The 16,940-nt window shown below is 73.4% G+C and carries 12 protein-coding genes; 5 read left to right on the top strand and 7 right to left on the bottom strand.

Annotated features, from left to right (window positions below):
* Positions 1-14: 14 nt before the first annotated feature.
* The 4 genes from ACFWA9_RS15315 to ACFWA9_RS15300 all read right to left on the bottom strand — a co-directional run bounded on the left by ACFWA9_RS15315 (position 15) and on the right by ACFWA9_RS15300 (position 5,525).
* On the bottom strand, positions 15-2,387 hold the full coding sequence (locus ACFWA9_RS15315) for an immune inhibitor A domain-containing protein (RefSeq protein WP_380387338.1): 2,373 nt from the start codon (positions 2,385-2,387) through the stop codon (positions 15-17).
* 221 nt (positions 2,388-2,608) lie between these two features.
* Positions 2,609-4,675: a prolyl oligopeptidase family serine peptidase gene (locus tag ACFWA9_RS15310; RefSeq protein ID WP_380387335.1), complete on the bottom strand. Its 2,067-nt coding sequence runs from the start codon at positions 4,673-4,675 to the stop codon at positions 2,609-2,611.
* A gap of 114 nt (positions 4,676-4,789) precedes the next feature.
* Positions 4,790-5,122, bottom strand: coding sequence for a metalloregulator ArsR/SmtB family transcription factor (locus ACFWA9_RS15305; protein WP_352290973.1), 333 nt, complete (start codon positions 5,120-5,122; stop codon positions 4,790-4,792).
* 28 nt (positions 5,123-5,150) lie between these two features.
* Positions 5,151-5,525, bottom strand: a complete 375-nt coding sequence (locus tag ACFWA9_RS15300; RefSeq protein WP_329486893.1) for a hypothetical protein — start codon at positions 5,523-5,525, stop codon at positions 5,151-5,153.
* Positions 5,526-5,783: 258 nt separating this feature from the next.
* On the opposite strand from ACFWA9_RS15300, the gene ACFWA9_RS15295 reads away from it, so the two are divergent.
* A complete protein-coding gene (locus ACFWA9_RS15295) occupies positions 5,784-8,639 on the top strand; it encodes a DEAD/DEAH box helicase (RefSeq protein ID WP_380387331.1) in 2,856 nt (951 codons plus the stop codon).
* 64 nt (positions 8,640-8,703) lie between these two features.
* Here the strand turns inward: ACFWA9_RS15295 and ACFWA9_RS15290 are convergent, their stop codons facing one another.
* From ACFWA9_RS15290 to ACFWA9_RS15280, 3 genes are all read right to left on the bottom strand, one after another.
* On the bottom strand, positions 8,704-9,606 hold the full coding sequence (locus tag ACFWA9_RS15290; RefSeq protein ID WP_329492052.1) for a 5'-3' exonuclease: 903 nt from the start codon (positions 9,604-9,606) through the stop codon (positions 8,704-8,706).
* 102 nt (positions 9,607-9,708) lie between these two features.
* Entirely contained in the window at positions 9,709-10,803 is a 1,095-nt protein-coding gene (locus ACFWA9_RS15285; RefSeq protein ID WP_380387328.1) for a cation diffusion facilitator family transporter, read from the bottom strand.
* Positions 10,804-11,086: 283 nt separating this feature from the next.
* Entirely contained in the window at positions 11,087-11,827 is a 741-nt protein-coding gene (locus ACFWA9_RS15280; RefSeq protein WP_380387325.1) for a gamma-glutamyl-gamma-aminobutyrate hydrolase family protein, read from the bottom strand.
* A gap of 155 nt (positions 11,828-11,982) precedes the next feature.
* On the opposite strand from ACFWA9_RS15280, the gene ACFWA9_RS15275 reads away from it, so the two are divergent.
* The 4 genes from ACFWA9_RS15275 to ACFWA9_RS15260 all read left to right on the top strand — a co-directional run bounded on the left by ACFWA9_RS15275 (position 11,983) and on the right by ACFWA9_RS15260 (position 16,891).
* Positions 11,983-13,377 carry a glutamine synthetase family protein gene (locus tag ACFWA9_RS15275; RefSeq protein WP_380387322.1) on the top strand — a complete coding sequence of 465 codons (1,395 nt, stop codon included), beginning with the start codon at positions 11,983-11,985 and terminating at the stop codon, positions 13,375-13,377.
* A gap of 5 nt (positions 13,378-13,382) precedes the next feature.
* Positions 13,383-14,750: an aldehyde dehydrogenase family protein gene (locus ACFWA9_RS15270; protein ID WP_380387319.1), complete on the top strand. Its 1,368-nt coding sequence runs from the start codon at positions 13,383-13,385 to the stop codon at positions 14,748-14,750.
* A gap of 9 nt (positions 14,751-14,759) precedes the next feature.
* Positions 14,760-15,566, top strand: coding sequence for a 3-oxoacyl-ACP reductase (locus ACFWA9_RS15265; protein WP_380387316.1), 807 nt, complete (start codon positions 14,760-14,762; stop codon positions 15,564-15,566).
* 143 nt (positions 15,567-15,709) lie between these two features.
* A complete protein-coding gene (locus ACFWA9_RS15260; RefSeq protein ID WP_380387313.1) occupies positions 15,710-16,891 on the top strand; it encodes a DUF2510 domain-containing protein in 1,182 nt (393 codons plus the stop codon).
* Positions 16,892-16,940 lie beyond the last annotated feature (49 nt).

Below are 16,940 nucleotides of genomic sequence, written 5' to 3'. Positions count from 1 at the left end.
TGCGGGGGAGGGTCTCAGGAGGCCGGGCCCACCCGGACGGTGGTGATCCGGCCGTCCTGGGCTTCGCGGACGACCTCGATCTTCGTGTTGGTGTCCGGCACCTTCACGCCGAGCTGCGGCGTGGCGGGGTCGGAGTAGACCCCGGTGCGGTCGTTGAAGGCGGCGACGGCCGGCTCGGCGCCGATCCGCACCGGGACGCCGGCCTTGTGCAGGGTGAAGCCGGTGGTCCGCTTCAGCGAGAAGGTCGCGTCGAAGGTCTGCGCGCGGGCGTTGACCAGCGTGCCGTCGGCGAACCGGATCGGCGCCGGGTGGGCGTCGACCGGCAGGATCAGCCCGCCGCCGGGGTGGTCCTTGGTGTTGTTGTCGCCGTACCCGGTGTCCCAGAGCCAGACCAGCACGCCCTCCTGGTAGGGGTAGGTGTCGACGATGTCCTTCTTGCCGTCGACGCCCGTGTACCCGAAGTTGTACGGGCCGGTCTTCAGGAAGGCGCCGTAGCCCGCGTACCGGCGGTTCTCCACCAGGTAGGCGCGCGGGTGCGAGGTGACCGCGGTGCGGCCGGTGACCACCGAGAACCCGGTCGCGGTCCAGCCGTTGGCCCCGTTCTCGGCGCCGTCGGCGAAGAGCTCGGTGGCGCCGGCGGCGACCCGGACGGTGTCGACCAGGACACCGCGGCCGTGGGTGTTGTTGTCCGAGGTGACGTGGAAGCGCAGCCGGACCTGCTGCCCCGCGTAGCCGTCCAGCGGGACGGACAGCTGCCGGTAGGCGCCGGACGTGCCGGTCAGACCGGGGGTGTTGGCGGTGGTGTTGCCGATCGGCGTGCCGTCGACGGTGCCGCCGAGCGCCTTCCAGGTCTTCCCCTCGTCGGTGGAGGCCTCGACCGCGAGGAAGTCGTAGTCCTGCTCGATGTCGTACCAGGTGGCGGCGGTCAGCGTGACCGGTCCGCTCACCGGGCGCAGGTCGACCGTCCGGGCCAGCGAGTTGTCCAGGTTGTCGCCCGTCCCGCTCCACCAGTGGTTGGCGCCCTGGTTCGGGTCGGCCAGGTCGGTGCTGGTGGTGCCGTCGGGCAGGTGCACCAGCACCGCCTGGGCCTGGTCGGTGTTGTAGCCGCTGACGCCGAGCGCGTGGCTGGAGCGGGTGGCGGCCTGCGCCTCGTCGTAGTCGAGCCAGCCGAACTGCAGCTTGCTCCAGGCGTCGAGGTCACCGGGGTAGCCGCCGGTGGTGTTCTTGCCCTTGCCGAGGTACGAGCCGGAGGACATCAGCGACCAGAAGTTGACGCTGTTGTCGCCGCCGGTGGTGCTGTACAGGTCGGGCAGGCCGAGGTTGTGGCCGAACTCGTGGGCGAACAGGCCGACGCCGCTGTTCTCGCCGCCCTGCACGTAGTCGTAGACGTACAGGCCGGTGTCGCCGACCGGGGCGCCGCCGATCCGGTTGCCCACCGGGCCGGTCTGGCCGGCCGGGTCCGGGAAGGCCCAACTGCGGTGCGCCCAGAGGGCGTCGGCGCCCTGCGCCCCGCCGCCCCAGGTCTCGTCGACGCCCGCGTGCACCACGATGACGTTGTCCAGGTAGCCGTCCGGCTGGCTGAACTCGCCGTCCTTGTCGTGGTCGTAGCGGTCGTAGACGTCGTACTGGGCCAGCTCGGCCTTGACGTCCGCGGCGGAGCGGCCCTTGCGGACCTGGCCGTCGTACCAGGCCTTGACCGCGTCCCGGACGAACTCCTGCCCCTGCGTCCAGGCGCCGGACCCCTGGGGGCCCTTGTTGCTGCCGTACCGGGCCTCGTTGTACGGCACGGTGACCCAGTCGCTGACCGTGCCCTCGACGTCGTAGCGGCCGGAGGACTGGGTGCGGTAGTAGTTGCGCATCGAGACCGCGCCGGGCGCGTCGTCGAAGAACAACTGCTGGTAGTAGTCGCGGTCGAAGTCCTTGGACCAGAGCGTGTGGTTGTCGCTCCTGCCCGGCTTGGGGATCGCGTTGTGCTGCGGGCCGGGCGTGCCGCCGTAGCGGGGCTGCCCGTTGTACTCGGTGGTGTTGTCCACCTGGTCGCCGAACTGGGCGAGGATCACGAAGACCTTGTCCGTGCGCTGCTGCGCGAGCTGGACGTAGTCGTTGCCGATCTTCACCCTGGCGGGCGCCCGCTTCTGCGAAGTCTTGGCCACGGAGCCCTTGTTGACCTGTTCCAGGGCCTTGGTGCGAAGCGACTGGCGCTCGCGTTCCTGGGGGGCGAGCGGGCCGGGCGGGGCCTCGGCGCCGCCCTCCTCGGCGCCTTGGGCGGCGGCGGCCGCGGTGAGGGCGGGGGAGGGGGGAGCGGCCTGGGCGGGGGTGCCGAGGAGGGAGGCCGCTATCGCGCTCGTGGTGAGCGCGGCCGCGAGTGCCGCGGACAGTCTGCGCAACTGACCGGTCCTTTCCGGACGGTGGGTGGATTGGGGAGTCTGGGGAGTCGGGAAACAGTCGGTGGAGCGCAGGTAATATTTCACATGTCATGGGTCACACGGAAGGGATGGGACGGGGCGACGGGCCGGACGCGCGACCGGCCGCCCCCGTGGGAGCGGCCGGTCGTGGTCCTGCGGTGGCGGGCATCCGGGCGTCGACGCCCCGGCGTGCCCCGCCGCCGCTACCCCAGGGCGCCCCGCAGGAAGGCGAGTTCGGCCGCCGTGACCTGCTCGCCGACCCCGTCCGGGGTCATGTGGGTGACGCCCGGCAGCGGCAGCACGCTGTGCGGGCGGCCCGCCCGGGTGAGCGCCCGGGAGAGCAGCAGGGTGTGCGAGGGGTGCACGTTGTCGTCGGCCAGGCCGTGGATCAGCAGCAGCGGCCGGGTGAGCGACGGCGCGTCGTCGATCAGGCAGTCCGCCGCGTAGCCCTCGGGGTTGTGCTGCGGCAGGTCGAGGTAGCGCTCGGTGTACGCGGTGTCGTACCGGCGGAAGTCGGTGGGCGGCGCGCCCGCGCAGGCGGCGTGGAAGACGTCCGGGCGGCGCAGCACGGCGAGTGCGGCGAAGTACCCGCCGTAGGACCAGCCGCGCACGCCCACCCGGCCCAGGTCGAGGTCGGGGTGGTCCGCGGCGAGCGCGTGCAGCGCGGCGACCTGGTCCTCCAGCGCGGCCGCGGAGAAGCGGCGGAAGATCGCCCGGGTGAAGGCGGGGGAGACGAACGGCGTGCCCCGGTTGTCGGTGGTGACCACCGCGAAGCCCTGGTCGGCCCACCACTGGCGGAGCTGCCAGCGGCGCGGTTCGTTGGCCACCGCCTGGTAGCCCGGGCCGCCGTAGACGTCGAGCAGGACGGGCAGCCGCCGGCCGGGCAGGTGGCCGCGCGGGTACACCACGGCGGTGGGCAGGCCGTGTTCGGTGACCCGGGCGAGCCGCGGTTCGACCCGGTACGGCAGGGCGGCGGACAGGTCGGTGGGCGCCGCCTCGCCCCAGGGGCCGGTCAGCCGGCGGCGGACGCCGTCGGGGCCGGCCGAGACGAGCAGCAGGGTGTCGGCGGCGGCCAGCGCGGAGTGCACGCCGGGGCCGGAGCTGACCGGCTCGGGGGCGCCGCCGTCCGGGTCGACCAGGTGGACGTACTGGTCGGCGGGGTCGCCCTGGCCGGTCTCGCAGAGCAGCCTGCCGCGCAGCCGCCCGACCACCCGGCGGATCTGCAGGCCGGTGGTGTCCAGCGGCTTGCCGTCCACGGCCAGGCCGCGTGCGGCGGGGGTGTCGTGGGCGGTGAGCAGCCGGCCGCCGTCCAGCCGGGCGGGGGTGCCGGGCAGGTCGTCCACCCAGAACTCGTCGGTGGTGCGAGAGAGTTCACGGGTGGTGCCGGTGGCCGGGTCGGCGGTGAGCAGCAGCACGTTCTGCTGGAGGCGGTCGGCGACGGTGAGCAGGACCTCCCCGGTGCCGGCCCAATCGGCCGCGCAGAGGTAGGGGAACGCCTCGGCGTCCCAGCGCAGCCGGGTCCGGGCGCCGTCCAGGTCGAGGACCCAGAGCTGGACGTCCGCGTTGGGCCCGCCGGCCTGCGGGTAGGCGAAGTCCTCGGGCCGCTCGTCCGGGTGGGCCGGGTCGGCGAAGTAGCGCCGGGGCAGGGCGGCTTCGTCCACCCGGGTGGCCAGCAGCGCGCCGCCGTCCGGGCGCCACCAGTGGCCCCGGGCGCGGCCCAGCTCCTCGGCGGCGGCGAACTCGGCGACGCCCCAGCGGGCGCCGTCGGCGGGGCTCAGCGGGGCGGGCGCCGGGGTGACGTGGAGGGCGTCGTCGGCGACGTAGGCGACGCGGTGGCCGGCCGGGTCGGGGCGCGGGTCGAAGGCCGCTCCGGCCACCGGGAGTTCGGCGCAGGTGCCGGCGGTGGTGTCGGCGCGGAAGAGTCGGCCGTCCAGGGTGAACACGGCGACCGCGAGGTCGGCGGTGGCGGCGAAGGTGCCGATACCGGCGGCGGTCAGCCTGGTCCGTTCGCGCAGCCGCCGCTCGACGGCGGGCAGGTCGTCGCGGTCGCCGCCGCGGCCCGGGGCGAGCACGGCGGGGTCGGCGACCAGGCGTTCCTCGCCGGTGGCGAGGTCGAGGAGGTGGAGCCGGTCGACCCGGTCCTGCGGGCCGGCCGAGCGGAGCAGCAGCAGTCGGGTGCCGTCCTCGCTGAGGGTGAGCGCGCGCGGGGCGCCGTGGCCGAAGCGGCCGGTGCGGGCGCTGAGGTCGAGGAAGGGATCGGTGAGGGTCACGGCCCGATGGTCGCCGGGAGGTGCCTTCCCGGACCAGTAGGGCGTCATGTGAAATGTCACACATCACCTGCGGATGTGAGGTGATGCGGCGTCCTGGGGCCGTCGGGCCGGGCGTCAGTCGGCGTCGGCGCGGAGTTCGGCGAGCAGGACGCTCTGCTCGGCGATCAGCCCGGTGAGGATCCGCCGGGCGGTGAGCAGCAGGTCGGCGACCTCGGTCCCGGACAGCGCGTACACCACCGTGCTGCCCTCCCGGGTGGCGGTGACGATGCCGGACCGGCGCAGCACGGCGAGTTGCTGGGAGAGGCTGGAGGGTTCGATCGCCAGCTCGGCCAGCAGGTCGCGGACGGGCGTCGGTCCGGCCTGCAGCAACTCCAGCACCCGGATCCGGACGGGGTGGCCGAGCATCCGGAAGAACTCGGCCTTGGCCTGGTACAGCGCGACCGCCACAGCGCTCCTTTCCTGGTGCCCGGCCCGGTCAGATCTCCAGTCCGACCTCGATCCGCTTGAGGTGGTGGCGGGCCATCGCCAGGTTGGCGCGGCTGCGGTTGAGCGCCAGGAACAGGAAGAGCCCCCGGCCGTTCGGCATGGTGAGCGGCCGGAGCAGGTGGTACTGGCTGGTGAGGCTGACCAGGATGTCCTCGATCTCGTTGTCATGGAGGTTGAGCAGCTCCATGGCCCGCATCTTGGCCCGGACCACGTCGGTGTTGCCGGCGGCGGCGACGTTGAGGTCCAGCTCGCCGCCCTCGCCGAGGGTGCCGAGCGCCATGCCGCTGCCGTAGTCGACCAGGGCCACGCCGATCGCGCCCTCGATCGCCATGGCCTCCTTGAGCGAGGTCTCCAGGTTCGCCATCGTCTTCTCCTCCTGTGAGCGGGGGACTCCCCTGCGTGGTGGCTGTGGGACCGAATGTAGGGAGAGGGGACGGCGTGGCACCGGGAATGACCGGAGACGTTCGAAGATGGCCGCTTCGTCGCTGCTTGAAGACATTTGCAACTATGGATGTGAGAGAGAACCGATCCGGTAGCGCGAAAAATCGGTGCTATCGATGTCAGTCCTCCCGGGTAACCTCTCGCTGAGATGCGAGATCACACCAATCACACCCGGACGGCGATGAACACCCCTGAGCCCGAGCAGCCCGAAGACCGGGAGCTCAGCCCCGCCGAGGCGTACGCGGCCTTCCGCCGCCGGGCCAAGGAGCAGGCCAGCGCCCTGTACGGCTTCCAGCAGCTCTACGACTTCCCGCTGGACGACTTCCAGCTGGAGGCCTGCCGGGCGCTGGAGGGCGGCGACGGCGTCCTGGTCGCCGCGCCCACCGGCTCCGGCAAGACGATCGTCGGCGAGTTCGCCGTGCACCTCGCCCTCCAGTCCGGGCGCAAGTGCTTCTACACCACGCCCATCAAGGCGCTCTCGAACCAGAAGTACGGGGACCTGGTCAAGCGCTACGGCGCGGCCAAGGTCGGCCTGCTGACCGGTGACAACAGCGTCAACGGGGACGCCCCCGTGGTGGTCATGACCACCGAAGTGCTGCGCAACATGCTCTACGCCGGCTCCTCCTCGCTCAACGGCCTCGGCTACGTGGTGATGGACGAGGTGCACTACCTCGCCGACCGCTTCCGCGGCGCCGTCTGGGAGGAGGTCATCATCCACCTCCCCGAGTCGGTGGTGCTGGCCTCGCTCTCCGCGACCGTCTCCAACGCCGAGGAGTTCGGCGACTGGCTGGACACCGTGCGCGGCGGCACCAAGGTGATCGTCTCCGAACACCGCCCGGTGCCGCTGTGGCAGCACGTCATGGCCGGCAACCGGATGTACGACCTGTTCGCCAACCCGGACCGCGACGGCCGCCCCAAGGACGCCCCGCGCAACCCGGCCAAGGCCGTCAACCCCGAGCTGGTCCGGCTCGCCCGCTCCGAGCTGGACCGCAACCCGCGCGACCGGTTCGGCCGCGGCCGGGGCCGCTCGATGCCCAACGGCCGCCCGGGCAAGGTCTGGACGCCCGGCCGGGTCGACGTCATCGACCGGCTCGACGCCGAGGGCCTGCTCCCCGCGATCACCTTCATCTTCAGCCGGGCCGGCTGCGAGGCCGCCGTCCAGCAGTGCCTCAGCTCCGGGCTGCGCCTCAACAAGGAGGAGGACCGGGGCCGGGTGCGGGCCATCGTCGAGGAGCGCTGCGCCGACATCCCCGACGAGGACCTGCACGTCCTCGGCTACTTCGAGTGGCTCGACGGGCTGGAGCGCGGCATCGCCGCCCACCACGCGGGGATGCTGCCGCGGTTCAAGGAGGTGGTCGAGGAGCTCTTCGTGAAGGGTCTGGTCAAGGCCGTCTTCGCGACCGAGACGCTGGCCCTCGGCATCAACATGCCCGCCCGCTCGGTGGTCATGGAGAAGCTGGTCAAGTGGAACGGCGAGACGCACGCCGACATCACCCCCGGCGAGTACACCCAGCTCACCGGCCGGGCCGGCCGCCGCGGGATCGACATCGAGGGCCACGCCGTGGTGCTCTGGCAGCGCGGGCTCGACCCGGAGGCGCTGGCCGGCCTGGCCGGCACCCGCACCTACCCGCTGAAGTCGTCCTTCCGGCCCTCGTACAACATGGCCGTCAACCTGGTCTCGCAGTTCGGCCGGCACCGCTCCCGCGAGCTGCTGGAGACGTCCTTCGCGCAGTTCCAGGCGGACCGCTCGGTGGTCGGCATCGCCCGCCAGGTCCAGCGCAACGAGGAGGGCCTGGACGGCTACCGCGCGTCCATGACCTGCCACCTGGGCGACTTCGACGAGTACATGGGCCTGCGCCACCAGCTCAAGGACCGCGAGAACGAGCTGGCCCGCGAGGGCAGCAGCCAGCGCCGCGCGGCCGCCGTCGAGTCCATCGAGCAGCTCAAGCCGGGCGACGTCATCCACGTCCCCACCGGCAAGTTCGCCGGTCTCGCGCTCGTCCTCGACCCGGGCCTGCCGCCGGTCAGCCGCAACGGCCGGGTCGGCGCGCGCCACCCCGACTTCCAGGACGGCCCGCGCCCGGTGGTGCTCACCGCCGAGCGGCAGGTCAAGCGGCTCGCCATGATCGACTTCCCGCACCCGGTCGCCGCCCTGGAGCGGGTGCGCATCCCCAAGTCCTTCAACCCGCGCAGCCCGCAGTCCCGGCGTGACCTCGCCTCCGCGCTGCGCACCAAGGCCGGTCACCTGGAGCCCGAGCGGTTCCGCAAGGGCCGCGCGGCCGCCGCCGACGACGCGGAGATCAGCCGGCTGCGCGCCGCCCTGCGCCAGCACCCGTGCCACGGCTGCGACGAGCGCGAGGACCACGCGCGCTGGGCCGAGCGCTACCACCGGCTGCACCGCGACACCGAGCAGCTGGAGCGCCGGATGCGCTCCCGCACCCACACCATCGCCCGCACCTTCGACCGGGTCTGCGGCCTGCTCACCGACCTCGGCTACCTCCGGGGCGACACCGTCACCGACGACGGCAAGCGGCTCGGCCGGCTCTACGGCGAGCTGGACCTGCTCGCCTCCGAGTGCATCCGCGAGGGCGTCTGGAGCGGCCTGGCCGCCGCCGAGCTGGCGGCCTGCGCCTCGGCGCTGGTCTACGAGTCCCGGCAGTCCGACGACGCCGCCGCCCCCCGGGTGCCCGAGGGCGGCACCAAGGAGGCACTCGGCCAGATGATCCGGATCTGGGGCCACCTGGACGCCCTGGAGGAGCAGCACCGGATCAACACCGCCGAGGGCGTCGGGCAGCGCGAGCCGGACGTCGGCTTCGCCTGGGCCGCGTACCGCTGGGCCCTCGGCCACAACCTGGACTCGGTGCTGCGCGACGCCGACATGCCGGCCGGTGACTTCGTCCGCTGGACCAAGCAGCTGATCGACGTGCTCGGCCAGATCCAGGACGCCGCCGGCGAGGACGCCGAGCTCCGCCGGACGGCCCGCAAGGCCGTCGACGGCCTCCGCCGCGGCATCATCGCCTACTCCTCGGTGGGCTGAGGGGCGTACGCCGAAGCGGGCCCGTCGTCATCGACGACGGGCCCGCTTCGTGCTTGCCGGGGTGTCAGCGCGCCGCGAGGACGGCCAGGACGCGCTCCAGGGAGGTGCCGAGGCCCCAGCGGGCGGAGAGCTCCTCCAGGGTCATCGGGTCCAGCGGCTCGCGCGGGAGGGCCGGGTCGAAGGGCGGCAGCGGTGCGTCGGCGGCGACCCGGACCACGGTCGGGGCGACGTCCAGGTAGGCCGCGCCCTCGACGATGTTGCGCCGGCGGGCCGGGGTGAGCTTCGAGCGGATGTCGAGGGCGGCGGCCCGGATCGCCGGGAGGTCGCCGTACTCGTTGATCAGCTGGGCGGCCGTCTTCTCGCCGATCCCCTTGACGCCGGGCAGGCCGTCGCTGGGGTCGCCGCGCAGGGCGGCCATGTCGGCGTACCGCGCGCCGCGCACGCCGTACTTCTCCAGCAGCAGCGCGTCATCGGTGACCTGGAGGTTCCCCATCCCCTTGACCGGGTAGAGCACGGTGATCCCGCGGGCGTCGTCGACCAGCTGGAAGAGGTCCCGGTCGCCGGTGACGATCTGCACCGGGCCCTCGGCCCGGGCGGTGAGGGTGCCGATCACGTCGTCCGCCTCGTAGCCGGGGGAGCCGACCCGGGCGATGCCGAGCGCGTCCAGCACCTGCTCGATCACCGGTACCTGCGGGGCGAGGGTGTCCGGCACCTCCTCCTCGCCGTCCACGGCCGCCTCGGCGACCCGGTGCGTCTTGTAGGAGGGCACGAGGTCGACCCGCCACTGGGGGCGCCAGTCGGCGTCCATGCAGGCGACCAGCTGGTCGGGCCGGTGGTCCTGGACCAGTCGGGCGATGAAGTCCAGCAGGCCCCGGACGGCGTTGACCGGTTCGCCCTGCGGGGAGCGCAGGGAGTCCGGCACGCCGTAGTAGGCCCGGAAGTACAGGCTGGCGGAGTCGAGCAGCATCAGTCGCGGTGCGGTCACGTCTCAGATCATGCCGTACCCGGCCGACAGCCCGCCGGTTCCGGCGCTCCCGGGGGCCGCTGTCCCGGCTTCGGCGCCCCGGGCTCAGTGCTCGTGCGGTCCGGCGCGGTGGACCGGGCCGTGCGAGTCGGCGCAGTGCTCGGGGAGGTCACCGGCCGGGGTGGTGATCTGCAGCAGCGCGCCCGCCTCGTCCTCGCCGACGTGGTCGACCTGGAGGGTGCTGTGGGTGATCCCGTACTCGCCCGCCAGCCGGCGCTGCAGCTCCCGGCGGACGGCGTGGCAGTCGCCGCCCGGGGTGACCAGGATGTGCGCCGACAGGGCCGGCTGGCCGGAGGTGATCTCCCAGATGTGCAGGTCGTGGATCTCCTCCACCAGCGGCTGGGCGACCAGCCGGTCCGCCACCGCGTCCGGGTCGACGCCGGCCGGGGCGGCCTCCAGGAAGATCCGCCCGGAGGCGCGGACCAGGCCGATGCCGGCCTTCAGCATCAGCGCCACCACGATCAGCGAGGCGATCGCGTCCGCCCGGGCGAACCCGGTGGTCAGCATCACCGCGCCGGCGACGGCGGTGGCGATGAACGCGTAGAGGTCGGTGACCACGTGCTGGAAGGCGCCCTCGACGTTGAGCGAGCTGCGGTTGGCCTTGGACATGCACCAGGCGGCGGCCAGGTTGACCACGATCCCGATCAGCGCGGTGACCAGCACCAGCGAGCCGGTCACGTCCGGCGGGTCGATCAGCCGGGTGACGGCCTCGTAGCCCAGCCACGCCGAGAGGACCAGCAGGGTGACGCCGTTGGCCTGGGCGGAGAGGATCTCGGCGCGCTTGAGCCCGTAGGTGTAGCCGCCGCGGGCCGGGCGGGCGGACAGCCGCATCGCCACCAGGGCCAGCACGATCGAGGCGGCGTCGGTGAGCATGTGCGCCGCGTCGGAGATCAGCGCCAGCGACTCGGCGGCGAAGCCGACCACCACCTCGCCGGCCATGAACACCACGATCAGCGCGAGGGCGCTCACCAGCCAGCGGCGGTCGGCGTCGGCGGCCACGCCGTGACCGTGCCCGCCGTGACCGTGCCCGCCGTGACCGTGCCCGCCGTGACCGTGCCCGCCGTGCCCGCTCCGCGCGGGCCCGTCGCCGTGCCGGTGGTCATGCGCATGATCATCGTGGGAGTGGTCGTGCCCGGCCATCGAAGTCCTCTTCCTGGACGTGCGGGGGTGGAGGCAGGGAGGCGAACGCCCCGCAGTCGAAGTGAACCGCAGATCGAGGGAAGATCCAAAGACTGCACTGGAGACCGTTGTCATTGCCGCGGCGCGACCCCCGCCCGGTGCCGCCGCGCCACCGCTGAGCAGTGAAAACGGGAATTGGGCAGGTCGGACGGCTCGGCCCCGCCCGGGCCGCCGTGGCGGCCGACGCCGTGACCGCGGGGCCCGCCGGACCGGTGGCCGTGACCGCCCGGCGGGCCGGGTGGGTCTAACCGAGCGCGCCGGCCGGCTCCAGCGGGACCGTCCGGGCCGCCGTCGCCGCCCGGACCAGGGCCTGCATCACCCGCAGGTCGTCCCCCTGCTCGGGGTGCCACTGCACCCCGAGGGTGAACCCGGGCCCCTCCACCGCCTCCACGGTGCCGTCCGGCGCGTGCGCGCTCACCCGCAGCCCCGCGCCGAGCCGGTCCACCGCCTGGTGGTGGAAGGTCGGCACGGTCAGTTCGCTCTCCGGCAGCAGTCCGCCGAGGAGCGTCCCGGGCACCGGCCGCACCGTGTGCGCCCCGTACCTGCCGGGCGTCCCGGCGTGCACGTCGGGGTGCACCACGTCCGGGAGGTGCTGGACGAGCGAGCCGCCGCAGACCACGTTCAGCACCTGCATGCCCCGGCAGATGCCCAGCAGCGGCATGCCCGCCGCCAGGGCCGCCCGCAGCAGCGCCGACTCCCACTGGTCCCGCTCCGGCGAGTCCGCCTCGGTCAGCGGGTGCGGCGGCTGCCCGTAGTACGCCGGGTCGATGTCCGGTCCGCCCGTGATGACCAGGGCGTCCAGCCGGGCGAGCACCTCCGGCGCGCGCTCCGGGGAGTCCGGCGGCAGCAGGAGCGCGATCCCGCCCGAATCCCGCACGTACGCGGTGTACCGCTCGGGCACCAGTGCCACCGGGCGGTTCCGCCAGTCGCTCCAACTCACGTCCACCTGGTAGGTGCTGACGCCGATGAAAGGCCTGCGATCCATGGCGGGCATTCTCCTCCAGCCCCGCCTGATACCCCGTCAACCACGCGTATCGGCGCGCCACACCCGTCCGCCCTCTTCCGCGCTGTCCGTGGCAGGCCGTACGGTTCGCTGTGACCGTGTGATCTCGCTGAGTGAGCGAAGGGGAGGGTCCCGTCATGCCCGACAACACCGCCGCGGACGCGCGGCCGCGCGCGCCGCTCACCCTCGGCGAGCTGCGCACGCTGGTCGACGCCGGCGAGATCCACACCGTCGCGCTCGCCTTCACCGACATGCAGGGCCGGCTCCAGGGCAAGCGCTTCGCCGCCCGGTTCTTCCTCGACGAGGTCGCCGAGCACGGCGCCGAGGCGTGCGACTACCTGCTCGCCGTCGACATCGACCTCAACACCGTCGACGGCTACGCCCAGTCCTCCTGGGAGACGGGCTACGGCGACTTCGCCATGCGCCCCGACCTCGGCACGCTCCGGCTCACCCCCTGGCAGCCCGGCACCGCCCAGGTCACCGCCGACCTCGCCCGGCACGGCGGCCACCCCGTCGACACCGCGCCCCGGCAGGTGCTGCGGCGCCAGATCGAGCGCCTCGCCGAGTACGGCCTGGCCGCCGACATCGGCACCGAGCTGGAGTTCCTGGTCTTCCGCGACACCTACGAACAGGCCTGGCTCGGCGGCTACCGCGGCCTCACCCCGGCCAACCAGTACAACGTCGACTACTCGCTGCTCGGCACCGCCCGGGTCGAGCCGCTGCTCGCCCGGATCCGCAACGAGATGGCCGGCGCCGGCCTCGTCGTCGAGTCGGCCAAGGGCGAGTGCAACCTCGGCCAGCACGAGATCGCCTTCCGCTACGCCGACGCCCTCACCACCTGCGACCAGCACAGCGTCTACAAGACCGGTGCCAAGGAGATCGCCGCCCAGCAGGGCTGCGCACTCACCTTCATGGCCAAGTACGACGAGCGCGAGGGCAACAGCTGCCACATCCACCTCTCGCTGCGGGACCTCCGCGTCCCGGGCGGCGCCCCGGCCTTCGCCGACCGCGACGGCCGGATGACCGACACCATGCGGCACTTCCTGGCCGGCCAGCTCGTCGCCCTGCGCGAGTTCAGCGTGCTCTACGCGCCCAACATCAACTCCTACAAGCGCTACCGGCCCGGCTCCTTCGCCCCGACCGCCGTCGCCTGGGGCCGCGACAACCGGACGTGCGCCTACCGGGTGGTCGGCCGCGGTCCGAGCCTGCGGATGGAGAACCGCGTCCCCGGCGGCGACGTCAACCCGTACCTCGCCGTGGCGGGCATGATCGCCGCCGGTCTGCACGGCCTCCAGCAGAAGCTCGAACTGCCCACGCCCTGCCTGGGCAACGCCTACGCCGCCGACGAGTACACCCGGGTGCCCGGCTCGCTGCGCGAGGCCGCCGACCGCTGGTCGCAGAGCGAGCTCGCCCGCGCCGCCTTCGGCAGCGACGTCGTGGAGCACTACCTGCACATGGCCCGGGTCGAGCAGTCCGCGTACGACAGCGCCGTCACCGACTGGGAGCGCTACCGCTCCTTCGAGCGGATGTGAGCCGCGTGGGGAGTCCCGCCGTCAGCACCGTCCTCAACCCGGCCACCGGGGAGGTGCTCGGCACCGTCCCGGACACCACCCCGGCGCGGCTGGACGCCGCCGTCCAGCTCGCCCTCAAGGCCCAGCAGGGCTGGGCCGCGCTCGCCCCCGGCGAACGCGCCCGGCTGCTGCGCCGCTTCGCCGACCAGGTCGAGGTGCACATCCCCGAGCTGGCCGCCCTGGAGGTGAGCGAGGCCGGGCACACCGTGGGCAACGCCCGCCGGGAGGCCGGCAACGTCCGCGACCTGCTGGAGTACGCCGCCGGCGGGGTGGAGCGGTTGACCGGCCGCCAGATCCCGGTGGCCGGCGGCCTGGACGTCACCTTCCACGAGCCGATCGGCGTGGTCGGGGTGATCGCCCCGTGGAACTTCCCGATGCCGATCGCCGCCTGGGGCTTCGCCCCGGCCCTGGCCGCGGGCAACGCCGTCCTCCTCAAACCCGCCGAGGCCACCCCGCTCACCGCGCTGCGGCTGGCCGAACTCGCCCTCGCCGCCGGGCTCCCGGAGGGCCTGTTCCAGGTCGTCCCCGGGGCCGGCGCCACCACCGGCCGGGCACTGGTCGACCACCCCGCCGTCCGCAAGATCGTCTTCACCGGCTCGACCCTGGTCGGCAAGGAGGTCGCCGCCCGGTGCGCCGCCCAGGCCAAGCGGGTCACCCTCGAACTCGGCGGCAAGAGCCCCAACATCGTCTTCGCGGACGCCGACCTCGCCCGCGCCGCCGACCCGATGTCCTTCCTCGACAACAGCGGTCAGGACTGCTGCGCGCGCAGCCGCATCCTGGTCCAGCGCGAGGCCCTCGACGACTTCCTCGCCCTGCTGCTGCCCGCTGTCGAGGCCGTCCGCACCGGGGACCCGGCCGACCCGGCCACCGAGCTCGGCCCGCTGATCTCCGCCGCCCAGGTCCGCCGGGTCGCCTCCTACGTCACCCCCGAGCTGCCGGTGCTGGCCCGCGGCGCGGTCCCCGACGGCCCCGGCTTCTGGTACCCGCCGACCGTGCTCGCGCCCACCGACCCGACCGTGCCCGCGGCGACGGAGGAGATCTTCGGCCCGGTCGCGGTGGTGCTCCCCTTCGACGGCGAGGCGGACGCCCTGCGGCTGGCCAACGGGACTCGCTACGGACTCTCCGGGTCCATCTGGACGCGGGACGTCGGCCGCGCGCTGCGCCTGGCCCGGGGCGTCGCGGCGGGCAGCCTCTCGGTCAACTCGCACTCCTCGGTGCGGTACTGGACGCCCTTCGGCGGGTTCGGCGAGTCCGGCATCGGCCGGGAGCTCGGGCCGGACGCGCTGGTCCCCTTCACCGAGACCAAGAACGTGTTCATCCGGAGCGAGGAGTAGGAGCCAGCCATGAGCGAGAAGCCTGCCGCGGCCGGGAAGGACGGCCCGGTCTGCCGGCGCCTGGTCGGCCGTACCGCCGTGATCACCGGCGCGGGCAGCGGCATCGGCCTGGCCGCCGCCCGCCGGCTCGCCTCCGAGGGGGCGAAGGTCGTGTGCGCCGACGTCGACGAGGCGACCGGCAAGGCGGCCGCCCAGGAGGTCGGCGGCCTCTTCGTGCACACCGACGTGACCGACCCGTACATGGTCGAGGCGCTCTTCGACCAGGCCTACGAGACGTACGGCAGCGTGGACGTCGCCTTCAACAACGCGGGCATCTCGCCGCCCGAGGACGGCTCCATCCTGACCACGGAGCCGGCCGCCTGGCACAGGGTCCAGGAGGTCAACCTGACCTCGGTCTACCTCTGCTGCAAGGCGGCGCTGCCGTACATGCGGCGGCACGGGCGCGGTTCGATCATCAACACCGCCAGCTTCGTGGCCCGGATGGGCGCGGCCACCTCGCAGATCTCCTACACCGCTTCCAAGGGCGGGGTGCTGGCGATGTCCCGCGAGCTGGGCGTGCAGTTCGCCCGCGAGGGCATCCGGGTCAACGCGCTCTCGCCGGGGCCGGTGGACACCCCGCTGCTGCGCGAGCTGTTCGCCGCGGACCCGGAGCGGGCGGCCCGCCGGCTGGTGCACGTTCCGCTCGGCCGCTTCGCCCGGCCCGAGGAGATCGCGGCCGCGGTCGCCTTCCTCGCCAGCGACGATTCGTCCTTCATCACGGCGAGCGAGTTCCTGGTCGACGGAGGAATCGCCGGTGCCTATGTGACCCCGGTCTAGAGTCGGTCCGGGGCCGACCGGGGGCTGATCCGGGGCCGATCGGGGCCTTCGTTCGGCCTTCTCACCGTAATCTCATGGAGAATGCCGGGAATCGGCGGTCGCGCTGATATCGCGTTTATCCGGCTGCCTTTAGATTCTCTGACGTGAGCGAGCAGATTCCCGCCGGGTGGTACCCGGACCCGAAGGACACCACCAGCGATCCGCGACCGCAGCGCTGGTGGGACGGTAAGGGCTGGACGGCCGACACCCGGCCCGCACCCTCGGACGCCCCGCCGGAGCCGGTGGCTCCCGCGGCCCCGGGGCCGGACGAGACCGCCGAGACCCGGGTGCTGGAGGGGGAGGTGCTGGGGAGCGGGCCGACGGTCCGCTATCCGGAGCCGCCCCCCTTCGGCGCCGCCTACGGCGCCATCGCACCCCCGGCGCCCAAGACCAGGCGCAGGCCGTCCAAGCTGGTGATCGCGGCCACCGTCGCGGCCCTGCTGGGCCTCGGCGCCGGCTCCGGGATCACCTACCTGGCGATGGACGGCCACGGCGAGCCGCGTGCCACGCACCGCACCCCGCGGCAGGCCCCGCCGATCGGCGAGGAAGGCCCGTGGGGCGGTCTGCCCGACCTGGGCGGCCCCGGTAACGACGGTGGCCAGGGCGGCAACGGCGGCGACGGTCAGGGCAACGGCAACGGCAACGGCAACGGCGGCAAGGGCAACGGCCAGGGCCGGGGCAACGGCGGCAACGGTCAGGGCAACGGCGGCCAGGGCAACGGCGGGAACGGCGGCACCTCCCAGGGCAGTGACACCGCCGCCGACCTGGTGAACCGGATCACCCTGCCCGTCCCCTCCGGCTGGCAGGGCGGTACCACCCCGGACGGCTTCGCCGCGCTGAGCGTCGGCGCCTACACCTGCGACGGGGGCGGCAGCTGCTCGCTGGGCGGCGCCAACACGGGTGTGGTCACCGGCGGCACCGACGTCCAGGCGGCGGCCAAGGCCGACATCGAGAAGGCCGCCAAGGACTCGTACAACGACCTCAACTCGCACCAGGAGCTGAAGTCCGAGGCGGTCAAGGTCGACGGCCGGGACGGCTACCTGGTCCGCTGGAAGGTCGACGCGGCGAAGGGCAACGACGGCTACGTGCAGACCGTGGTGTTCCCGTCCGCCGACGGCAAGTCGCTGATCTCCGTCCACCTCGGCTTCGACATCGCCGACAAGGCGCCCGACGTCGCCGTGATGGACACCATCGTCAAGGGCATCGCCGCCTACACCGGCAAGCTGCCCGCCTTCCCGGGCGGCGGCGCCGGCCCCGGCGGGGGCACCGGTACCGCCACCACCTGATCGCACCGCTCCGCTCACGTACGGCGGCCCACCCGGACACGTCCGGGTG

This window comes from Kitasatospora sp. NPDC059973 (assembly GCF_042737525.1).
Classification (GTDB): domain Bacteria; phylum Actinomycetota; class Actinomycetes; order Streptomycetales; family Streptomycetaceae; genus Kitasatospora.
Note: the sequence above shows the minus strand (reverse complement) of the source record. Positions and strands in the feature narration are given on the sequence as shown.